General features: G+C 62.9%; 1 protein-coding gene. It reads right to left on the bottom strand.

Features of this window, described 5'->3' with window-relative positions:
- Positions 1 to 8: 8 nt before the first annotated feature.
- On the bottom strand, positions 9 to 23,774 hold the full coding sequence (locus ACO07W_RS00665) for an amino acid adenylation domain-containing protein (RefSeq protein ID WP_421845735.1): 23,766 nt from the start codon (positions 23,772 to 23,774) through the stop codon (positions 9 to 11).
- Positions 23,775 to 23,949 lie beyond the last annotated feature (175 nt).

Raw genomic sequence — 23,949 nt, 5'->3', positions numbered from 1 at the left:
TCCCATCTCTAATGGTCGTGCGACGGACAGATTAGCGCTGCGATCTGCTCCCCGAAGAGACGCATTGACCGCGCATTTCCGATCTCTTCGTGTGTGCAGTCGACCGGGTGCTCGACAACCGGCTCGGTTGTGTACTGTCGCCAAACTAGCCGAAGAGGTTCTGACCTAACTTCCCGTTCAGCGGAGAAAATGACCATAGCCCCATCGAATAGGCGTGGACGGTGCTGAACAGCAATCGCGTTGGCGATATTAATGTTTCTCACAACGATATCTATCAAGGGTTGAGAAATTATATCTGCCAAGGATCTCGACATCAGCTCCAGCGCAACCGAGTCACCCTGTGCGGCTAGGGTTCTGACGTTCTCGTGGTTTAGCGTGGCTGAGTATTCGCCCGCATCGACCCCTGCGTACGCCAACAGCACCTCAATGGCGTCGTGTTCGGTGAATTCGGGAATATCTTGAACGGCTGAAACATCGGGAAGGCGCGGATCTAAGCCAATGAGCGCTGCTATCGCACGTCCGCGTTGTTGGAGTTCAACGGCAACTTCGTGGGCCAGGACGCCACCAAACGACCAGCCCAAAAGGTGATAGGGGCCGTCGGGGTCGACTTCTTGAATCTTATCGGCGCAGTATCTTGCCAACTCGGTTATCGAGGCCGGCGGGGCTTCCCCGTCATCGTTGATGCGGTGTAAGGCGATGATGGGGTTATCCACATAGGGGCCGATGTTTCTGTACGGCCAGCCGATTCCGGTCCCAGGAGGCAGACAGAACAGTGGAGGACCAGTGCCCTCTTTAACGATTTCGACGGGGTAAAGCAGTGATGCGCCATCCGAGTTATGTAGTCGGCTGCTGAGTGTGGCGATGGTGGGGGTGTCGAAGATGGTGCGGACTGTGATGGTGGTGTCGAGGGTGGTGTTGATGGCTGCCACCAGGCGCATGGCGAGTAGGGAGTCTCCGCCGAGGTCGAAGAATGAGTCGTGGATGCCGACGTGGTCGAGGCCGAGGAGGTTGGCGTAAAGGCTGGCCAGGGTTTGTTCGGTGGCGGTGGTGGGGGGTTGGTAGGTGTGGGTGGGGGTGTAGTCGGGGGCGGGTAGGGCTTTGGTGTCGAGTTTGCCGTTGATGGTTAGGGGGAAAGACTCGACGGTGATGATTGCTGCCGGGATCATCCAGGGGGGTAGTCCGGTGGTCAGGGCGTGGCGGGTGTGTGTGGGGTCGGCGGTGCCGGTGATGTAGCCGACGAGTTGTTTGCGTCCGGGGTGGTCTTCGCGGGCGATGACTACGGCTTGGTCCACGCCCTCGAGGCGGGCTAGTGCGGCGGCGACCTCGCCGGGTTCGATCCGGTATCCGCGGATTTTGACTTGTTCGTCGGCGCGGCCCACATAAGTGAGTTGACCGTCAGCATCCCAGACCGCCAGGTCTCCGCTGCGATACATTCGTGTGCCGGGTTTGCCGAATGGGCAGGCCACAAACCGTGATGCGCTCAACCCGCCACGTCCCCAATAGCCCACTCCCACTTGCGGGCCGGCCACATACACCTCGCCGGGTACTCCCGCAGGGACCGGACGCAACCAGCGATCCAACACAAGTACTGCGGCTCCCGGAAGCGGAGATCCGATGGGTGTGGGCCCGCCTGGGGTTAGTGGGTTGCTAGCGGATACCAGGATGGTGGTTTCGGTGGGGCCGTATCCGTTGATGAGTGTGGTGTGGGGGTAGCGGGTCAGCCAGGGTGTTAGCCGGTCGGTGTGTAGGGCCTCTCCGATGAGGACGACGGTGTGCACTGGTAGTTCTGGTGTGCTGGTGTGCTCGATCTCGCTGAGTGCGTAAAACGCTGAGGGGGTTTGGCTGAGCACGGTGACGTGTTCGTTGCGCAGCACGGTGTGTAGGGCTGCGGGGTCAGTGGCCACCTGTTCGGTCACGACCACCAGGGTGGCTCCGTGCAGCAGCGCACCGTAGATCTCCCACGCTGAGACGTCGAAACCGGTGGTATGCCATTGCGACCACACTTGTCCGGGTGCCAGCGCTGTGGGTGTTGTGCTGGTCATCCCGGCCAGGGTGGTGGTGATGTTGCGGTGTGTGATGGCCACGCCTTTGGGTGTGCCGGTGGTTCCGGAGGTGTAGAGCAGATAGGCGATGGCCTCGGGGTCGCTGTGGTGTTGGGCAGGTGGTGGGGTCGTGGGGTGGGTGCTGATTGCGGGGTCGTCGGTGTTGATGATCACCAGCTTGTGGTGGTGATCGTTGATGCGGTGGGCTAGTTCGGTGGTGGTGATGACCGCGGTCGGGTGCGCGTCGGTGAGCATGAACTCGATGCGGGCATTGGGGTGTGCGGGATCGATTGGTAGGTAGGCTGCCCCGGTCTTGAGCGTGGCCAGCATTGCGATGATCGGGGCGGGGCCGCGGGTGAACAGCAACCCGACGACATCGCCGGGGGTTACGCCGTGCCGGGTCAGGGACCAGGCCAGTTGGTTGGCGCTGTGCTCGAGTTGGCGGTAGGTCCACGACTGGCCGTTAAACCGGATCGCCACAGCGTGGGGAGTGTCGTTGACCTGTTGGGTGAACTGCACCGGAATTGAGGGGCCCGCCGGTGGGGGGTCGCTGAGCACGGCCCGGTTGGCCCACCGGTCCACACCCGCGCGGGTCGGGTCATCGAGCACATCAACACCGGACAACAACTGGTGTGGGTCAGCGGCCATGGCCTGCAGCACCCGAAGATAGGTCTCGGCGACCATCTCGATAGTGGCCCGATCAAACACATCAGTGCGATATTCGATGGTTGCGTCGATCCCGGCGGGATCACCGGTGACGGTGAAGGTTTCACGCATTGCGATGGTCCAGTCCATGCGGGCCTGGCCGGTCTCGAGTGGGTAGATCTGGCCGTGGAGTTGCTCGGTGAATCCCAGGAGGGTGTCGGTGTGGCTGTGGTTTTTGGCGGTGAAGTTCTGCCAGGCCAGTAGGACCTGGGTGAGCGGGTTACGGCTTAGTGAGCGTTGGGGATTGCGGTGGTGCACGATCAGTTCGAAGGGCACGTCGTGGTGGGCGAATGCGTCCAGGCTGGTGTGGCGGATCTGGGTGAGTAGCTCGACCAGGGTTGGGTTGTTTGGTATTTGGGTGCGCAGGATGACGGTGTTGACGAACAGCCCGATCAGTGGATCGAGGTGGGGGTCATCACGGCCGGCTAGGGCGAATCCGGTGGCGATGTCATCGCCGGCGCCCAGTTTGGTCAGCATGATCACCAGGGCGGTTTGGGCGGCCATGAATGTGCTGGCGCGGTGGTTGGTGGCTAGGGCCGCGATGCGTTGGTGTAGTTCGGGTGGGCATGTGAAGGTTACGGTGGCGCCGCGGTAGTTAGCCACTGGTGGGTAGGCCCGGTCGGTGGGTAAGGCGATCTGGTCGACCATGCCGGTTAGTGCTTGATCCCAGTAGGCCAGTTGGGTGGCGATCATGCTGTCGGGGTCATCGACTGCACCCAGGTAGTGGTGTTGCCATAGCGTGTAGTCGCCGTAGTGCACGGCAAGCGGGTCCCAGCTGGGGGGCTGGTCTTGGCTGCGGGCTTGGTAGGCCTGTGCCAGGTCGTTGAGTAACACCTGAAGTGACCAGCCGTCACTGGCGATGTGGTGGATCACCACCACCAGCACGTAGGTGGTGGCGGTGATCTTCAGCAGCTGGGCGCGGATCGGGATATCAGCGTTTAGGTCAAAGCAGTAGCCCGCACACTTATGTGCGGTGTGCTCGATCTGTTGATCCGACCATCCGGTGGCGTCGATGAGCTGCCAGCCAACATTGTGGTGCCCTTGCGGTAACACGGTTTGTTGGCCGGTCCCGTCGGTGGCGGTGATGACGGTGCGTAGGGCTTCATGGCGGTCGATGACATCGTTGATCGCCTGGTGCAGCGTGTGGTGATTAAGTTGCCCGTTCAGGCGCAGTGCTACCGGGATGTTGTAGAGCGGGGAGGGGCCATGGAGCTGGTCGATGAACCACAAGCGGGCCTGGGCAAACGACAACGGCAATCGGTCCGGGCGCTGGTCAGCGGCTCTAAGTGGTGGGCGGGCACCGCCACGGTCACCATCAACGCGGCTGCTGAGTGTGGCGATGGTGGGGGTGTCGAAGATGGTGCGGACTGTGATGGTGGTGTCGAGGGTGGTGTTGATGGCTGCCACCAGGCGCATGGCGAGTAGGGAGTCTCCGCCGAGGTCGAAGAATGAGTCGTGGATGCCGACGTGGTCGAGGCCGAGGAGGTTGGCGTAAAGGCTGGCCAGGGTTTGTTCGGTGGCGGTGGTGGGGGGTTGGTAGGTGTGGGTGGGGGTGTAGTCGGGGGCGGGTAGGGCTTTGGTGTCGAGTTTGCCGTTGATGGTTAGGGGGAAAGACTCGACGGTGATGATTGCTGCCGGGATCATCCAGGGGGGTAGTCCGGTGGTCAGGGCGTGGCGGGTGTGTGTGGGGTCGGCGGTGCCGGTGATGTAGCCGACGAGTTGTTTGCGTCCGGGGTGGTCTTCGCGGGCGATGACTACGGCTTGGTCCACGCCCTCGAGGCGGGCTAGTGCGGCGGCGACCTCGCCGGGTTCGATCCGGTATCCGCGGATTTTGACTTGTTCGTCGGCGCGGCCCACATAAGTGAGTTGACCGTCAGCATCCCAGACCGCCAGGTCTCCGCTGCGATACATTCGTGTGCCGGGTTTGCCGAATGGGCAGGCCACAAACCGTGATGCGCTCAACCCGCCACGTCCCCAATAGCCCACTCCCACTTGCGGGCCGGCCACATACACCTCGCCGGGTACTCCCGCAGGGACCGGACGCAACCAGCGATCCAACACAAGTACTGCGGCTCCCGGAAGCGGAGATCCGATGGGTGTGGGCCCGCCTGGGGTTAGTGGGTTGCTAGCGGATACCAGGATGGTGGTTTCGGTGGGGCCGTATCCGTTGATGAGTGTGGTGTGGGGGTAGCGGGTCAGCCAGGGTGTTAGCCGGTCGGTGTGTAGGGCCTCTCCGATGAGGACGACGGTGTGCACTGGTAGTTCTGGTGTGCTGGTGTGCTCGATCTCGCTGAGTGCGTAAAACGCTGAGGGGGTTTGGCTGAGCACGGTGACGTGTTCGTTGCGCAGCACGGTGTGTAGGGCTGCGGGGTCAGTGGCCACCTGTTCGGTCACGACCACCAGGGTGGCTCCGTGCAGCAGCGCACCGTAGATCTCCCACGCTGAGACGTCGAAACCGGTGGTATGCCATTGCGACCACACTTGTCCGGGTGCCAGCGCTGTGGGTGTTGTGCTGGTCATCCCGGCCAGGGTGGTGGTGATGTTGCGGTGTGTGATGGCCACGCCTTTGGGTGTGCCGGTGGTTCCGGAGGTGTAGAGCAGATAGGCGATGGCCTCGGGGTCGCTGTGGTGTTGGGCAGGTGGTGGGGTCGTGGGGTGGGTGCTGATTGCGGGGTCGTCGGTGTTGATGATCACCAGCTTGTGGTGGTGATCGTTGATGCGGTGGGCTAGTTCGGTGGTGGTGATGACCGCGGTCGGGTGCGCGTCGGTGAGCATGAACTCGATGCGGGCATTGGGGTGTGCGGGATCGATTGGTAGGTAGGCTGCCCCGGTCTTGAGCGTGGCCAGCATTGCGATGATCGGGGCGGGGCCGCGGGTGAACAGCAACCCGACGACATCGCCGGGGGTTACGCCGTGCCGGGTCAGGGACCAGGCCAGTTGGTTGGCGCTGTGCTCGAGTTGGCGGTAGGTCCACGACTGGCCGTTAAACCGGATCGCCACAGCGTGGGGAGTGTCGTTGACCTGTTGGGTGAACTGCACCGGAATTGAGGGGCCCGCCGGTGGGGGGTCGCTGAGCACGGCCCGGTTGGCCCACCGGTCCACACCCGCGCGGGTCGGGTCATCGAGCACATCAACACCGGACAACAACTGGTGTGGGTCAGCGGCCATGGCCTGCAGCACCCGAAGATAGGTCTCGGCGACCATCTCGATAGTGGCCCGATCAAACACATCAGTGCGATATTCGATGGTTGCGTCGATCCCGGCGGGATCACCGGTGACGGTGAAGGTTTCACGCATTGCGATGGTCCAGTCCATGCGGGCCTGGCCGGTCTCGAGTGGGTAGATCTGGCCGTGGAGTTGCTCGGTGAATCCCAGGAGGGTGTCGGTGTGGCTGTGGTTTTTGGCGGTGAAGTTCTGCCAGGCCAGTAGGACCTGGGTGAGCGGGTTACGGCTTAGTGAGCGTTGGGGATTGCGGTGGTGCACGATCAGTTCGAAGGGCACGTCGTGGTGGGCGAATGCGTCCAGGCTGGTGTGGCGGATCTGGGTGAGTAGCTCGACCAGGGTTGGGTTGTTTGGTATTTGGGTGCGCAGGATGACGGTGTTGACGAACAGCCCGATCAGTGGATCGAGGTGGGGGTCATCACGGCCGGCTAGGGCGAATCCGGTGGCGATGTCATCGCCGGCGCCCAGTTTGGTCAGCATGATCACCAGGGCGGTTTGGGCGGCCATGAATGTGCTGGCGCGGTGGTTGGTGGCTAGGGCCGCGATGCGTTGGTGTAGTTCGGGTGGGCATGTGAAGGTTACGGTGGCGCCGCGGTAGTTAGCCACTGGTGGGTAGGCCCGGTCGGTGGGTAAGGCGATCTGGTCGACCATGCCGGTTAGTGCTTGATCCCAGTAGGCCAGTTGGGTGGCGATCATGCTGTCGGGGTCATCGACTGCACCCAGGTAGTGGTGTTGCCATAGCGTGTAGTCGCCGTAGTGCACGGCAAGCGGGTCCCAGCTGGGGGGCTGGTCTTGGCTGCGGGCTTGGTAGGCCTGTGCCAGGTCGTTGAGTAACACCTGAAGTGACCAGCCGTCACTGGCGATGTGGTGGATCACCACCACCAGCACGTAGGTGGTGGCGGTGATCTTCAGCAGCTGGGCGCGGATCGGGATATCAGCGTTTAGGTCAAAGCAGTAGCCCGCACACTTATGTGCGGTGTGCTCGATCTGTTGATCCGACCATCCGGTGGCGTCGATGAGCTGCCAGCCAACATTGTGGTGCCCTTGCGGTAACACGGTTTGTTGGCCGGTCCCGTCGGTGGCGGTGATGACGGTGCGTAGGGCTTCATGGCGGTCGATGACATCGTTGATCGCCTGGTGCAGCGTGTGGTGATTAAGTTGCCCGTTCAGGCGCAGTGCTACCGGGATGTTGTAGAGCGGGGAGGGGCCATGGAGCTGGTCGATGAACCACAAGCGGGCCTGGGCAAACGACAACGGCAATCGGTCCGGGCGCTGGTCAGCGGCTCTAAGTGGTGGGCGGGCACCGCCACGGTCACCATCAACGCGGCTGCTGAGTGTGGCGATGGTGGGGGTGTCGAAGATGGTGCGGACTGTGATGGTGGTGTCGAGGGTGGTGTTGATGGCTGCCACCAGGCGCATGGCGAGTAGGGAGTCTCCGCCGAGGTCGAAGAATGAGTCGTGGATGCCGACGTGGTCGAGGCCGAGGAGGTTGGCGTAAAGGCTGGCCAGGGTTTGTTCGGTGGCGGTGGTGGGGGGTTGGTAGGTGTGGGTGGGGGTGTAGTCGGGGGCGGGTAGGGCTTTGGTGTCGAGTTTGCCGTTGATGGTTAGGGGGAAAGACTCGACGGTGATGATTGCTGCCGGGATCATCCAGGGGGGTAGTCCGGTGGTCAGGGCGTGGCGGGTGTGTGTGGGGTCGGCGGTGCCGGTGATGTAGCCGACGAGTTGTTTGCGTCCGGGGTGGTCTTCGCGGGCGATGACTACGGCTTGGTCCACGCCCTCGAGGCGGGCTAGTGCGGCGGCGACCTCGCCGGGTTCGATCCGGTATCCGCGGATTTTGACTTGTTCGTCGGCGCGGCCCACATAAGTGAGTTGACCGTCAGCATCCCAGACCGCCAGGTCTCCGCTGCGATACATTCGTGTGCCGGGTTTGCCGAATGGGCAGGCCACAAACCGTGATGCGCTCAACCCGCCACGTCCCCAATAGCCCACTCCCACTTGCGGGCCGGCCACATACACCTCGCCGGGTACTCCCGCAGGGACCGGACGCAACCAGCGATCCAACACAAACAACCCCACCCCAGCCAACGGGACCCCAATGGGACTGACCGCATTGCCGACATCATCAACACCGATGCGACGGTGGGTCGCATGAATCGTGGTCTCAGTAATGCCGTAGGCATTGATCAAGGTGGTGTGGGGGTAGCGGGTCAGCCAGGGTGTTAGCCGGTCGGTGCGTAGTGCCTCACCACCGAAGAACACAGTGCGTACCGGTAATAGCGGTAGTTCTGGTGTGCTGGTGTGCTCGATCTCGCTGAGTGCGTAAAACGCTGAGGGGGTTTGGCTGAGCACGGTGACGTGTTCGTTGCGCAGCACGGTGTGTAGGGCTGCGGGGTCAGTGGCCACCTGTTCGGTCACGACCACCAGGGTGGCTCCGTGCAGCAGCGCACCGTAGATCTCCCACGCTGAGAAGTCGAAACCGGTGGTATGCCATTGCGACCACACTTGTCCGGGTGCCAGCGCTGTGGGTGTTGTGCTGGTCATCCCGGCCAGGGTGGTGGTGATGTTGCGGTGTGTGATGGCCACGCCTTTGGGTGTGCCGGTGGTTCCGGAGGTGTAGAGCAGATAGGCGATGGCCTCGGGGTCGCTGTGGTGTTGGGCAGGTGGTGGGGTCGTGGGGTGGGTGCTGATTGCGGGGTCGTCGGTGTTGATGATCACCAGCTTGTGGTGGTGATCGTTGATGCGGTGGGCTAGTTCGGTGGTGGTGATGACCGCGGTCGGGTGCGCGTCGGTGAGCATGAACTCGATGCGGGCATTGGGGTGTGCGGGATCGATTGGTAGGTAGGCTGCCCCGGTCTTGAGCGTGGCCAGCATTGCGATGATCGGGGCGGGGCCGCGGGTGAACAGCAACCCGACGACATCGCCGGGGGTTACGCCGTGCCGGGTCAGGGACCAGGCCAGTTGGTTGGCGCTGTGCTCGAGTTGGCGGTAGGTCCACGACTGGCCGTTAAACCGGATCGCCACAGCGTGGGGAGTGTCGTTGACCTGTTGGGTGAACTGCACCGGAATTGAGGGGCCCGCCGGTGGGGGGTCGCTGAGCACGGCCCGGTTGGCCCACCGGTCCACACCCGCGCGGGTCGGGTCATCGAGCACATCAACACCGGACAACAACTGGTGTGGGTCAGCGGCCATGGCCTGCAGCACCCGAAGATAGGTCTCGGCGACCATCTCGATAGTGGCCCGATCAAACACATCAGTGCGATATTCGATGGTTGCGTCGATCCCGGCGGGATCACCGGTGACGGTGAAGGTTTCACGCATTGCGATGGTCCAGTCCATGCGGGCCTGGCCGGTCTCGAGTGGGTAGATCTGGCCGTGGAGTTGCTCGGTGAATCCCAGGAGGGTGTCGGTGTGGCTGTGGTTTTTGGCGGTGAAGTTCTGCCAGGCCAGTAGGACCTGGGTGAGCGGGTTACGGCTTAGTGAGCGTTGGGGATTGCGGTGGTGCACGATCAGTTCGAAGGGCACGTCGTGGTGGGCGAATGCGTCCAGGCTGGTGTGGCGGATCTGGGTGAGTAGCTCGACCAGGGTTGGGTTGTTTGGTATTTGGGTGCGCAGGATGACGGTGTTGACGAACAGCCCGATCAGTGGATCGAGGTGGGGGTCATCACGGCCGGCTAGGGCGAATCCGGTGGCGATGTCATCGCCGGCGCCCAGTTTGGTCAGCATGATCACCAGGGCGGTTTGGGCGGCCATGAATGTGCTGGCGCGGTGGTTGGTGGCTAGGGCCGCGATGCGTTGGTGTAGTTCGGGTGGGCATGTGAAGGTTACGGTGGCGCCGCGGTAGTTAGCCACTGGTGGGTAGGCCCGGTCGGTGGGTAAGGCGATCTGGTCGACCATGCCGGTTAGTGCTTGATCCCAGTAGGCCAGTTGGGTGGCGATCATGCTGTCGGGGTCATCGACTGCACCCAGGTAGTGGTGTTGCCATAGCGTGTAGTCGCCGTAGTGCACGGCAAGCGGGTCCCAGCTGGGGGGCTGGTCTTGGCTGCGGGCTTGGTAGGCCTGTGCCAGGTCGTTGAGTAACACCTGAAGTGACCAGCCGTCACTGGCGATGTGGTGGATCACCACCACCAGCACGTAGGTGGTGGCGGTGATCTTCAGCAGCTGGGCGCGGATCGGGATATCAGCGTTTAGGTCAAAGCAGTAGCCCGCACACTTATGTGCGGTGTGCTCGATCTGTTGATCCGACCATCCGGTGGCGTCGATGAGCTGCCAGCCAACATTGTGGTGCCCTTGCGGTAACACGGTTTGTTGGCCGGTCCCGTCGGTGGCGGTGATGACGGTGCGTAGGGCTTCATGGCGGTCGATGACATCGTTGATCGCCTGGTGCAGCGTGTGGTGATTAAGTTGCCCGTTCAGGCGCAGTGCTACCGGGATGTTGTAGAGCGGGGAGGGGCCATGGAGCTGGTCGATGAACCACAAGCGGGCCTGGGCAAACGACAACGGCAATCGGTCCGGGCGCTGGTCAGCGGCTCTAAGTGGTGGGCGGGCACCGCCACGGTCACCATCAACGCGGCTGCTGAGTGTGGCGATGGTGGGGGTGTCGAAGATGGTGCGGACTGTGATGGTGGTGTCGAGGGTGGTGTTGATGGCTGCCACCAGGCGCATGGCGAGTAGGGAGTCTCCGCCGAGGTCGAAGAATGAGTCGTGGATGCCGACGTGGTCGAGGCCGAGGAGGTTGGCGTAAAGGCTGGCCAGGGTTTGTTCGGTGGCGGTGGTGGGGGGTTGGTAGGTGTGGGTGGGGGTGTAGTCGGGGGCGGGTAGGGCTTTGGTGTCGAGTTTGCCGTTGATGGTTAGGGGGAAAGACTCGACGGTGATGATTGCTGCCGGGATCATCCAGGGGGGTAGTCCGGTGGTCAGGGCGTGGCGGGTGTGTGTGGGGTCGGCGGTGCCGGTGATGTAGCCGACGAGTTGTTTGCGTCCGGGGTGGTCTTCGCGGGCGATGACTACGGCTTGGTCCACGCCCTCGAGGCGGGCTAGTGCGGCGGCGACCTCGCCGGGTTCGATCCGGTATCCGCGGATTTTGACTTGTTCGTCGGCGCGGCCCACATAAGTGAGTTGACCGTCAGCATCCCAGACCGCCAGGTCTCCGCTGCGATACATTCGTGTGCCGGGTTTGCCGAATGGGCAGGCCACAAACCGTGATGCGCTCAACCCGCCACGTCCCCAATAGCCCACTCCCACTTGCGGGCCGGCCACATACACCTCGCCGGGTACTCCCGCAGGGACCGGACGCAACCAGCGATCCAACACAAACAACCCCACCCCAGCCAACGGGACCCCAATGGGACTGACCGCATTGCCGACATCATCAACACCGATGCGACGGTGGGTCGCATGAATCGTGGTCTCAGTAATGCCGTAGGCATTGATCAAGGTGGTGTGGGGGTAGCGGGTCAGCCAGGGTGTTAGCCGGTCGGTGCGTAGTGCCTCACCACCGAAGAACACAGTGCGTACCGGTAATAGCGGTAGTTCTGGTGTGCTGGTGTGCTCGATCTCGCTGAGTGCGTAAAACGCTGAGGGGGTTTGGCTGAGCACGGTGACGTGTTCGTTGCGCAGCACGGTGTGTAGGGCTGCGGGGTCAGTGGCCACCTGTTCGGTCACGACCACCAGGGTGGCTCCGTGCAGCAGCGCACCGTAGATCTCCCACGCTGAGACGTCGAAACCGGTGGTATGCCATTGCGACCACACTTGTCCGGGTGCCAGCGCTGTGGGTGTTGTGCTGGTCATCCCGGCCAGGGTGGTGGTGATGTTGCGGTGTGTGATGGCCACGCCTTTGGGTGTGCCGGTGGTTCCGGAGGTGTAGAGCAGATAGGCGATGGCCTCGGGGTCGCTGTGGTGTTGGGCAGGTGGTGGGGTCGTGGGGTGGGTGCTGATTGCGGGGTCGTCGGTGTTGATGATCACCAGCTTGTGGTGGTGATCGTTGATGCGGTGGGCTAGTTCGGTGGTGGTGATGACCGCGGTCGGGTGCGCGTCGGTGAGCATGAACTCGATGCGGGCATTGGGGTGTGCGGGATCGATTGGTAGGTAGGCTGCCCCGGTCTTGAGCGTGGCCAGCATTGCGATGATCGGGGCGGGGCCGCGGGTGAACAGCAACCCGACGACATCGCCGGGGGTTACGCCGTGCCGGGTCAGGGACCAGGCCAGTTGGTTGGCGCTGTGCTCGAGTTGGCGGTAGGTCCACGACTGGCCGTTAAACCGGATCGCCACAGCGTGGGGAGTGTCGTTGACCTGTTGGGTGAACTGCACCGGAATTGAGGGGCCCGCCGGTGGGGGGTCGCTGAGCACGGCCCGGTTGGCCCACCGGTCCACACCCGCGCGGGTCGGGTCATCGAGCACATCAACACCGGACAACAACTGGTGTGGGTCAGCGGCCATGGCCTGCAGCACCCGAAGATAGGTCTCGGCGACCATCTCGATAGTGGCCCGATCAAACACATCAGTGCGATATTCGATGCTGGCCTGCAGCGGTCGCGACGGCCGATTGGATGACTGTGGGGGATCGAGAATGTTGATTTGAACGTCGAACTGTGACGTGCCGTTGTGTACAGGTAGCAGCTGCGCCCAGAGTCCGGGGAAACGTGCCGTGGGCAGCGGATTGTTTTGGTAGGCGAACGACACTTGGAACAAAGGGTGTTGGTTGGTGTCACGCGTCGGATTTAGGCGCTGCACCACTTGATCGAATGGAACGTCTTGGTGGTTGTAGGCCGCCAAGGCTTTAGCGCGGATCCGGTCAACCAGTTCGGCGAGGGCTGGGTTGCCCTCGATCTGTACCCGAAGCACCCACGTGTTGACGAAAAACCCAACTAGATTCGCAAGCGCGCTATTGATGCGTCCGGCGATGGGCCCGCCTACCACCAAATCATCGCCGCCGCCGAGCTTGTGCAACAGCACCACCAGTGCGGTTTGGCACACCATTGACAGCGTGGCGCCGCGCTGGTGTGCCAGCTGACTGAGTCGATCGCGAAGTTCGGAATCGATGCTGAACCAGATGAGATCCCCGGCAAATGAACTCCACTGGGGTCGCGGATGATCCAAAGGCAGGGTGACTTGGCGTGGGGCCCCGGCCAGCTCGCCGCTCCAGTAGTCGAGCTGCTGTGCCATCACACTCTTGGGGTCCTCGGGCTCCCCGAGGGCTTGGCGTTGCCACAATGTGTAGTCCGCGTATTGCACGGCAAGCGGGCCCCAGCTGGGGGACTGGCCCTGACTGCGTGCAGTGTAAGCCTGCACGAGGTCACCAAAAAACACTGGCAGAGACGCCCCATCGGCGGCGATGTGGTGGATTACCACAACCAGCACGTGCTCGGTCTCGGTAATCTCCAGCAGGTGCGCGCGGATCGGGATATCGGTACCTAAGTCAAAAACCTCACTAGCTACATGGTGCATGAGTTCGCCCGCATGGTGTGCGCTACGTGCGTGATGGATTCCCAGCACCGGTCCGACTTCGTCGGCCTCGACGATCTGCTGATATCCAACACCTTGGTCGCTAGCGAATCGAGTGCGCAGGATCTCATGGCGGGCGACTACATCAGTGATTGCCGTCTGCAGTGCGTCGACATCAATATCGCCCGTTAGCTTCATTGCCACCGGAATGTTGAACATCGGCGAAGACGCGCTCGCTTGCTCGATAAACCACAAGCGTGTTTGGGCTAGCGACAGAGGCAATGGATCTGGGCGCGTGCGCCCCGCTAAACCGACTCCTGCAATAGGCGTTGCGGGTATGCCCGTCTGACCGTTGTCGGGGTGCGATAACTCGAGCAGGTCGATGAGGTGGCCGGCGATGCTGGCCGGGGTGGGGTAGTCAAAAGCCAGGGTGGGGGTTAGGGGTAGTCCGGTGTGGTTGGTGAGGTGGTTGCGTAGTTCTAGGGCGCTTAGTGAGTCGATGCCGAGGTCTTTAAATGTTTGATCGGGGTTGATGGTGGTTGGGTCGGGGTGGGCGAGTACTGCGGCGGTGGTGGTGGTGACCAGTGTGGTCAGGATTGTGTGTTGTTGGTTGTGGTCGTGTCCGGTGAGTTGGGTGGCCAGGTCTGTTGCTGGTTTGGTGGTGTTGGCGTGGCGGCGGGTGGTGGTGAGTGCCGACAGGATGGGGGTGAGGGTGTTGGTGCGGGCGTTGTTGTTGAGGGTGTGTTGGTTTAGGGGGGCGGGGATGAGGTGGGCGGTTCCGCTGGTGAGGGCTTTGTCGAATAGGGCTAGTCCGGTGGGGATGGTGATTGGGGTCATCGCGGCTGCGGTGATGCGGGCTCTGTCGTGGTCGCTGAGGTGCCCGGTCATTGCTGAGGGGGTTTCCCAGTATCCCCAGGACAGGCTGATGGTGGGGTGGTGTTGGTGGTGGTGGTGGGTGGCTAGGGCGTCGAGGGCGGTGTTGGCTGCGGCGTAGTTGGCTTGTCCGGGGGAGCCCAGGATTCCGGCGGCTGAGGAGAACAGGACGAACGCGGCGAGGTTGAGGTGTTGGGTGTGGTGGTGTAGGTGCAGGGCGGCGTCGGTTTTGGCGGCCAGCACGGTGTGTAGGTCGGTGTCGGATAGGTCGGTGATCAGGGCGTCGGTGAGTATGCCGGCGGTGTGGATGATTGCGGTTAGGGGGTGTGTGGGGGGTACAGATTCGAGCAGTTCGGTTAGGGCGTGGGGGTCGCTGATGTCGCAGGCGCGGATGGTGGTTTGGGTGCCGTGGTGGTGTAGGTGTTTGGTGAGTTCGGTGGCGCCGGGGGCGTTTGGTCCGCTGCGGGAGACGAGGAGCAGGTTGGTGATGTGGTGGTGTTCGGCGAGGTGGGTGGCGATGGCTGCGCCGAGTGTGCCGGTGCCGCCGGTGATTAAGACGGTGCCGTTGGGGTCGAGTGTTGGTGGTGTGGTGAGCACGATTTTGCCGGTGTGGCGGGCGTGGGCCATGTCGCTGAAAGCGCGTCGGGCTTGGGTGAGTCCGTAGGTGGTTGCTGGTAGTGGGGGTAGTGTGCCTGCGGCCCATAGCGGGGTGAGGGTTTCGAGGATGGTGGTGATGTGTTGGGTGGGTTGGGTGCTCAGGTCGTAGGTGTGGTAGCTGATGTTTGGGTGGGTGTGGGCGATGTGTGTGGGGTTACGGATGTCGGTTTTACCGATCTCGATGAACCGTCCTTTGGGGGCCACGGTGTCTAGTGAGGCGTCGATGAGGTCGCCGCGTAGGCAGTTGAGGACGATGTCTACCCCGGTTCCGTCGGTGGCGGTGGTGACCATGTCGACGAACCCGCGGGTGCGGCTGGAGGCTATATGGGTGGTGGGGATGTTGAGGTGGTGCAGGATGTGGTGTTTGGTGGGGTGGGCGGTGGCTAGGATGTGTGCCCCGAGGTGGTGGGCGAGGTGGATGGCGGCTTGGCCGACTCCGCCGGCGCCGGCGTGGATGAGTACGTTGTGCCCGGTGGTGAGTCCACCGACCCCGACTAGGGCGGCGTAAGCGGTCAGGTAGGCCACCGGGGCGGTCGCGGCGTCGATGAATGACCAGCCCGGCGGTATCGATGCCAGCAAGTGCTGGTCGGTGATGGCTTCGGGGGCAAAAGCGTTGTTGGGGAACAGTCCCATCACGGTGTCCCCGATGCTGAATTGATCTACTTGGTCGCCGATTTCGGTGACGATGCCGGCGGCTTCACCACCAAGTCCGGTGTCGCCGATGGCGTCTAAAGCGACTACGACGTCGCGGAAGTTCAGTCCCGCCGCGCGGATTTTTACCCGTACTTGGGTGGGTGTGAGCGGTGCCGGCTCCACAGGGTGTAGGGAGAGTCCGGTTAGATCTCCGGGGCGGGTTTGGGTTAGTTGCCAGTTTTGGTCGGCGGGCACGGTGGGGATGGTCAACAATTCCGCGGGGACCAGTCGTGGGGCATAAACCCCCGATCCGCGTATCGCTAGTCGGGATTCGGTGATGCGTTTAGCGTCTAGGGCGGTCAGCACACCGGTTATCACCAGTCTGCTGGCGGGGCTGTGGTCGGTGTCGATGACTGCGATACGGTCGGGATGCTCACTGATCGCGCTGCCTACTAGTCCCCATACCGCGCCGTGGGCCACATCGGGGGGGTCGTCAAAAGCTCCCACACTGACCGCGTGTTTACACACCACCACCAACCGCGAGCCCGTGCAGCGAGGATCAGTCAACCACTCCGCCAGCACGCTACGAACTGTCGCTGTCAGCTGATGCACCCGAGTGATAGCAGTGTTGGTGCTGTCTGTGTCGCTGTGACCGGCGTTGGTGTGTGTGGGCAGGATCCAGGCCACTGTTGGCGCTGGTGGTTGGCCGCTGTGGTGGGTGTGTTGGAGGTAGTCGAGGGGATCGCCGGGGTGGGTTGGCCCGGTGTTGGCTGCTGGTGTGGTGGTGTCGGCGGTGATTACCCACCCGGATTCGATCCTGCTGGTGCTGGTGCTGGTGCTGGTGCTGGTGCTGGTGCTGGTGCTGGTGGTGGTGGTGAATAGGTTTTCGGGTAGTGCTAGCCAGTCCAGGCTGAGCAGTCCCCGGCCGGGGCTGGTGAGCCCGCTGGTGTTGGTGGGGGTGGTTGTCTTGATGGTGGCGGGGCGCAGGGTGATTGAGTCGATGTTGATCACGGGCTGGCCGGCTGGGTCAAGTCCGGACATGGTGAAGCTGTGTTGACTGGTTTGTTCGATCCGGACTAGCAGGCTGGTGGCTGCTGCGGCGTATAGGTGCACCCCGGTGAACGCAAACGGCAAGATCGGTTGTGTTGTTTGGGTGTTGTCGGTCAGGGTGATGATTAGTTGGAGGGCGGCGTCGAGGAGTGCGGGGTGTAGTCCGAAGTGTTGGGCCCCGGTGTCGGTGGTGGTGGGTAGTTGTACGTGTCCGTAGACCACGGCTGGGTTTGTGTCGTCAATGGTTAGGGTTTGTACTCCGTAGAACAGGCCGCTGTAGTGCAGGCCGGTTTCGGCTAGTTGGTGGTAGAACGCGTTGATGGTGTCGGGTGTGTGGTGGTTGTTTGCTAGCCCGGTTGGCCATGTGTGGGTTGGGGTGGGTTGGGTGTTGTGTTGGTTGGTTAGTACACCGCTGGCGTGCAGGGTCCAGCTGGTGTCGTTGGTGGGGCGGGCGTAGATCTGGATTTTGCGTTGTGGGGTGGTGTCCCAGTTGTTGTTGGTGGGGTTGGGGGGTTGGACATTGACTTGGATGTTGATGGTGTCGTGTTGGTGCAGGATCAGTGGGGTGTGGATCACCAGTTCGGTGAGTACTGGGCAGTTGGTGTGTTGGCCGAGGTAGGTGGCTATGTCGACAAACCCTGTGCCGGGAAACACTGTCTGGCCGTCGACTTGGTGGCCGCTTAGCCAGCTGTGGGTGTTCAGTGATATCTGCCCTGAGGCCACCAACTTGCCGTCATCGGCGGATTCGGTGATTGCGCCCAGTAGTTCGTAATCGGCTGGTGCTAGCCCCAGTGCGTTTGCATCGGTGTGGGTGGGTGTGGGGGTCAGCCAGTAGGGGTGGTGTTGGAAGGGGTAGTTGGGCAGGTTGACGTGTTGGGCGTGGGGGTAGAGGTGGGTCCAGTTGAGGTGGTGTCCGGTGAGGTGGAGTCGGCTCAGGGTGGTCGCTAGTGCGGCCATGTCGGGTTGGTCGCGTCGTAGCAGCGGTATCACTGTTGATGGTGTGGGTTGTGTTGGGTGGGTGGTGATGGTTTCGGTGATTGCGGCTGCTAGTGCGGGGTGGGGGGTTAGTTCGATGAAGGTGGCGGGGCCGGTGTTGAGCACGGTGGTGATGGCTTCGGCGAAGCGCACGGGTTGGCGCAGGTTGTTCCACCAGTAGTCGGCGTTCATGGTGGTGGTGTCTAGCGGTGTGGTGGTGGTGTGTCCGGCCACGGTGCTGTGTAGGGGGGTGTGTGCGGGTTGTGGGTTGAGTGGGGGCAGGGCGGTGAGCAGGTTTTCGGCGAGGGCATCGATGTGGGGGCAGTGTGAGGCGTAGTCGACGTTGATGAGTCGGGCGTAGATGGTGTCGTGTTCGCAGTCGTCGATGACACGCTGGATTGTGGTGGGGTCGCCGGAGATGACGGTGTTGGTGGGGCTGTTGACTGCGGCGATGGTGACATCAGCGTCGGGGCCGTAGTTGGCGAGGCGTTGTTGTAGTGCGGTTTCGTTGAGTCCGATGGCGGCCATGGCGCCGGTGCCGGCGAGTTGGGTTACGGCGTGGGCGCGGGCGGCGATGATGCCGGCGGCTTCGGTGAGGGTGAGTACTCCGCCGATGTGGGCGGCGGCGATCTCGCCTTGGGAGTGTCCGATCAGGGCGTCGGGGGTGATGCCGTAGTGCTGTAGCAGGCGGGCTAGAGCGACCATGATCGCGAACAGTGTTGGTTGGACCAGCTCGGCGTGTTCGTATGCCGGTGTGTGGTGTTGGCTTATTGCCTCTGCTATTGACCAGCCCAGCAGTGGTGTTAGCGCGGTGTCGCATTCGTTGATGGCTGTGGTGAAGATGGGGTGGTGTTGGTAGAGGTGGTGGGCCATGGCCGGGTGTTGGGTGCCTTGGCCGGAGAACACCCAGACGATGGGCGGTGTTGTGGTGGGGGTGTGGCCGGTTAGTAGTCCGGGGTGGGCGGTGTCGGTGGCTAGGGCGGTTAGGGCGGCGTCGAGTTGATCGCGGGTGTTGGTGTTGGTGTCGGTGATGCCGGTGGTGATGGTGGCGCGGTAGGGGTGGTGGGTGCGGGTCAGTGCCAGGCTGGCGGCGATGTCGGTGGGGGTGAGGTTGGGGTGGTTGTTGAGGTGGTGGGCGAGGTTGGTGGCGGTGGCTGCTAGGGCGGCGGGGTCGCGTGCGGATAGGACCCACATGTCTAGCGCGGGGATGTGTGTTGGTGCTGGTGTGGGGGGTGTGTCGGGTATGGGGGCGGCTTGGATGATCAGGTGGGCGTTGGTGCCGCTGACCCCGAAGGAGGAGATTCCGGCGGTGGGGCGATGGTCGGTGTCGGGCCAGGCGGTGGGTTCGGTGAGCACGGCGATGGCTGCGCTGTTCCAGTCGATGTGGTGACTGGGGGTATCGATGCCCAGGCTGGCTGGGAGTAGGCGGTGGTGGAGGGCGGTGACGGTTTTGATGATTCCGGCGATGCCGGCGGCGGCTTGGGTGTGGCCGATGTTGGATTTGACCGAGCCCAGCCATAGGGGGTGTTGGCGGCCGGCGGCAGCACCGTAGGTGGCGGCTAGGGCGCCGGCTTCGATGGGGTCGCCCAGGGTGGTGCCGGTGCCGTGGGCTTCGACGGCGTCGACTTGGTCGAGGGTGATGCCGGCGTTGGTGACGGCTTGACGGATGACGGCTTGTTGGGCTGGCCCGTTGGGGGCGGTGAGTCCGTTGGAGGCGCCGTCTTGGTTGATGGCGCTGCCGGCGATGACGGCCAGCACAGGATGGTTGTTGGCCCGGGCCGCCGACAGGGTTTCTAGGACCACGACCCCCGCACCTTCGCCCCATCCGGTGCCGTCGGCGGCCTCGGCGAAGGGTTTGCAGCGTCCGTCGGGGGCCAGGCCACGCTGACGAGCGAACTCACTGAACACTGTGGGGGTGGTCATGATGGTGACGCCGCCGGCCAGGGCGAGGGTGGATTCCCCGGCGCGTAGGGATTGGCAGGCCATGTGGGTGGCGACCAGGGATGAGGAGCAGGCGGTGTCGATGCTGACTGCGGGCCCGTGTAAACCCAGCAGGTAGGCGATACGCCCGGAGGCCACGCTAGTTGCTGACCCGGTCATAGCGTAGCCCTCAGCGCTGGCCGCGCCCGGATCACCGTAGGGTTGGGCCCAGGTGCCGATGAACACCCCGGTGGGGGTGCCGGCCAGGGTGTCGGGGTCGATACCGGCGTTTTCTAGGGCATGCCAGCACACCTCGGCCAGGATGCGTTGTTGGGGGTCCATCGCGGTGGCTTCGCGGGGAGAGATCCCGAAAAACGCGGCGTCGAACCCGCTGGGGTCATCAAGGAATCCGCCGTGACGGGTGTAGGTTTTGCCGGGCGTATCGGGGTCGGGATCAAACAACTCGGCCAGGTTCCAGCCCCGGTTGGTGGGGAATCGCCCGATCACATCGGTGCCCGAGGCCACCACCTGCCACAGGTCATCAGCGCTGCTGATCCCGCCGGGTAACCGGCAGGCCATACCCACAATCGCGATCGGCTCACCCACACCAGCGCCCACCGCTGTCGGGGTCAACACCGCACCACCAGCGTGGCCGTCGCCTAACTCGAGCAGGTCGATGAGGTGGCCGGCGATGCTGGCCGGGGTGGGGTAGTCAAAAGCCAGGGTGGGAGCCAACGCCAGCCCAGTACGCGCACCCAGCTGATTACGCACTTCTAGCGCGCTTAGTGAATCAATACCGAGGTCTTTAAACGCCCGATCAGGATTGATCGTGGCCGGATCGGGGTGAGCCAACACCGCAGCAACCACCTCAACAACCAACTCAGTCAACACCACCAGCTGTTGGTTGTGGTCGTGTCCGGTGAGTTGGGTGGCCAGGTCTGTTGCTGGTTTGGTGGTGTTGGCGTGGCGGCGGGTGGTGGTGAGTGCCGACAGGATGGGGGTGAGGGTGTTGGTGCGGGCGTTGTTGTTGAGGGTGTGTTGGTTTAGGGGGGCGGGGATGAGGTGGGCGGTTCCGCTGGTGAGGGCTTTGTCGAATAGGGCTAGTCCGGTGGGGATGGTGATTGGGGTCATCGCGGCTGCGGTGATGCGGGCTCTGTCGTGGTCGCTGAGGTGCCCGGTCATTGCTGAGGGGGTTTCCCAGTATCCCCAGGACAGGCTGATGGTGGGGTGGTGTTGGTGGTGGTGGTGGGTGGCTAGGGCGTCGAGGGCGGTGTTGGCTGCGGCGTAGTTGGCTTGTCCGGGGGAGCCCAGGATTCCGGCGGCTGAGGAGAACAGGACGAACGCGGCGAGGTTGAGGTGTTGGGTGTGGTGGTGTAGGTGCAGGGCGGCGTCGGTTTTGGCGGCCAGCACGGTGTGTAGGTCGGTGTCGGATAGGTCGGTGATCAGGGCGTCGGTGAGTATGCCGGCGGTGTGGATGATTGCGGTTAGGGGGTGTGTGGGGGGTACAGATTCGAGCAGTTCGGTTAGGGCGTGGGGGTCGCTGATGTCGCAGGCGCGGATGGTGGTTTGGGTGCCGTGGTGGTGTAGGTGTTTGGTGAGTTCGGTGGCGCCGGGGGCGTTTGGTCCGCTGCGGGAGACGAGGAGCAGGTTGGTGATGTGGTGGTGTTCGGCGAGGTGGGTGGCGATGGCTGCGCCGAGTGTGCCGGTGCCGCCGGTGATTAAGACGGTGCCGTTGGGGTCGAGTGTTGGTGGTGTGGTGAGCACGATTTTGCCGGTGTGGCGGGCGTGGGCCATGTCGCTGAAAGCGCGTCGGGCTTGGGTGAGTCCGTAGGTGGTTGCTGGTAGTGGGGGTAGTGTGCCTGCGGCCCATAGCGGGGTGAGGGTTTCGAGGATGGTGGTGATGTGTTGGGTGGGTTGGGTGCTCAGGTCGTAGGTGTGGTAGCTGATGTTTGGGTGGGTGTGGGCGATGTGTGTGGGGTTACGGATGTCGGTTTTACCGATCTCGATGAACCGTCCTTTGGGGGCCACGGTGTCTAGTGAGGCGTCGATGAGGTCGCCGCGTAGGCAGTTGAGGACGATGTCTACCCCGGTTCCGTCGGTGGCGGTGGTGACCATGTCGACGAACCCGCGGGTGCGGCTGGAGGCTATATGGGTGGTGGGGATGTTGAGGTGGTGCAGGATGTGGTGTTTGGTGGGGTGGGCGGTGGCTAGGATGTGTGCCCCGAGGTGGTGGGCGAGGTGGATGGCGGCTTGGCCGACTCCGCCGGCGCCGGCGTGGATGAGTACGTTGTGCCCGGTGGTGAGTCCACCGACCCCGACTAGGGCGGCGTAAGCGGTCAGGTAGGCCACCGGGGCGGTCGCGGCGTCGATGAATGACCAGCCCGGCGGTATCGATGCCAGCAAGTGCTGGTCGGTGATGGCTTCGGGGGCAAAAGCGTTGTTGGGGAACAGTCCCATCACGGTGTCCCCGATGCTGAATTGATCTACTTGGTCGCCGATTTCGGTGACGATGCCGGCGGCTTCACCACCAAGTCCGGTGTCGCCGATGGCGTCTAAAGCGACTACGACGTCGCGGAAGTTCAGTCCCGCCGCGCGGATTTTTACCCGTACTTGGGTGGGTGTGAGCGGTGCCGGCTCCACAGGGTGTAGGGAGAGTCCGGTTAGATCTCCGGGGCGGGTTTGGGTTAGTTGCCAGTTTTGGTCGGCGGGCACGGTGGGGATGGTCAACAATTCCGCGGGGACCAGTCGTGGGGCATAAACCCCCGATCCGCGTATCGCTAGTCGGGATTCGGTGATGCGTTTAGCGTCTAGGGCGGTCAGCACACCGGTTATCACCAGTCTGCTGGCGGGGCTGTGGTCGGTGTCGATGACTGCGATACGGTCGGGATGCTCACTGATCGCGCTGCCTACTAGTCCCCATACCGCGCCGTGGGCCACATCGGGGGGGTCGTCAAAAGCTCCCACACTGACCGCGTGTTTACACACCACCACCAACCGCGAGCCCGTGCAGCGAGGATCAGTCAACCACTCCGCCAGCACGCTACGAACTGTCGCTGTCAGCTGATGCACCCGAGTGATAGCAGTGTTGGTGCTGTCTGTGTCGCTGTGACCGGCGTTGGTGTGTGTGGGCAGGATCCAGGCCACTGTTGGCGCTGGTGGTTGGCCGCTGTGGTGGGTGTGTTGGAGGTAGTCGAGGGGATCGCCGGGGTGGGTTGGCCCGGTGTTGGCTGCTGGTGTGGTGGTGTCGGCGGTGATTACCCACCCGGATTCGATCCTGCTGGTGCTGGTGCTGGTGCTGGTGCTGGTGCTGGTGCTGGTGCTGGTGGTGGTGGTGAATAGGTTTTCGGGTAGTGCTAGCCAGTCCAGGCTGAGCAGTCCCCGGCCGGGGCTGGTGAGCCCGCTGGTGTTGGTGGGGGTGGTTGTCTTGATGGTGGCGGGGCGCAGGGTGATTGAGTCGATGTTGATCACGGGCTGGCCGGCTGGGTCAAGTCCGGACATGGTGAAGCTGTGTTGACTGGTTTGTTCGATCCGGACTAGCAGGCTGGTGGCTGCTGCGGCGTATAGGTGCACCCCGGTGAACGCAAACGGCAAGATCGGTTGTGTTGTTTGGGTGTTGTCGGTCAGGGTGATGATTAGTTGGAGGGCGGCGTCGAGGAGTGCGGGGTGTAGTCCGAAGTGTTGGGCCCCGGTGTCGGTGGTGGTGGGTAGTTGTACGTGTCCGTAGACCACGGCTGGGTTTGTGTCGTCAATGGTTAGGGTTTGTACTCCGTAGAACAGGCCGCTGTAGTGCAGGCCGGTTTCGGCTAGTTGGTGGTAGAACGCGTTGATGGTGTCGGGTGTGTGGTGGTTGTTTGCTAGCCCGGTTGGCCATGTGTGGGTTGGGGTGGGTTGGGTGTTGTGTTGGTTGGTTAGTACACCGCTGGCGTGCAGGGTCCAGCTGGTGTCGTTGGTGGGGCGGGCGTAGATCTGGATTTTGCGTTGTGGGGTGGTGTCCCAGTTGTTGTTGGTGGGGTTGGGGGGTTGGACATTGACTTGGATGTTGATGGTGTCGTGTTGGTGCAGGATCAGTGGGGTGTGGATCACCAGTTCGGTGAGTACTGGGCAGTTGGTGTGTTGGCCGAGGTAGGTGGCTATGTCGACAAACCCTGTGCCGGGAAACACTGTCTGGCCGTCGACTTGGTGGCCGCTTAGCCAGCTGTGGGTGTTCAGTGATATCTGCCCTGAGGCCACCAACTTGCCGTCATCGGCGGATTCGGTGATTGCGCCCAGTAGTTCGTAATCGGCTGGTGCTAGCCCCAGTGCGTTTGCATCGGTGTGGGTGGGTGTGGGGGTCAGCCAGTAGGGGTGGTGTTGGAAGGGGTAGTTGGGCAGGTTGACGTGTTGGGCGTGGGGGTAGAGGTGGGTCCAGTTGAGGTGGTGTCCGGTGAGGTGGAGT

The sequence above is a fragment of the Mycobacterium sp. genome (genome assembly GCF_965230835.1).
Lineage (GTDB): Bacteria > Actinomycetota > Actinomycetes > Mycobacteriales > Mycobacteriaceae > Mycobacterium.
The sequence above is the reverse complement of the archived record's forward strand: the minus strand, read 5'-3'. Positions and strand labels throughout refer to the sequence as shown.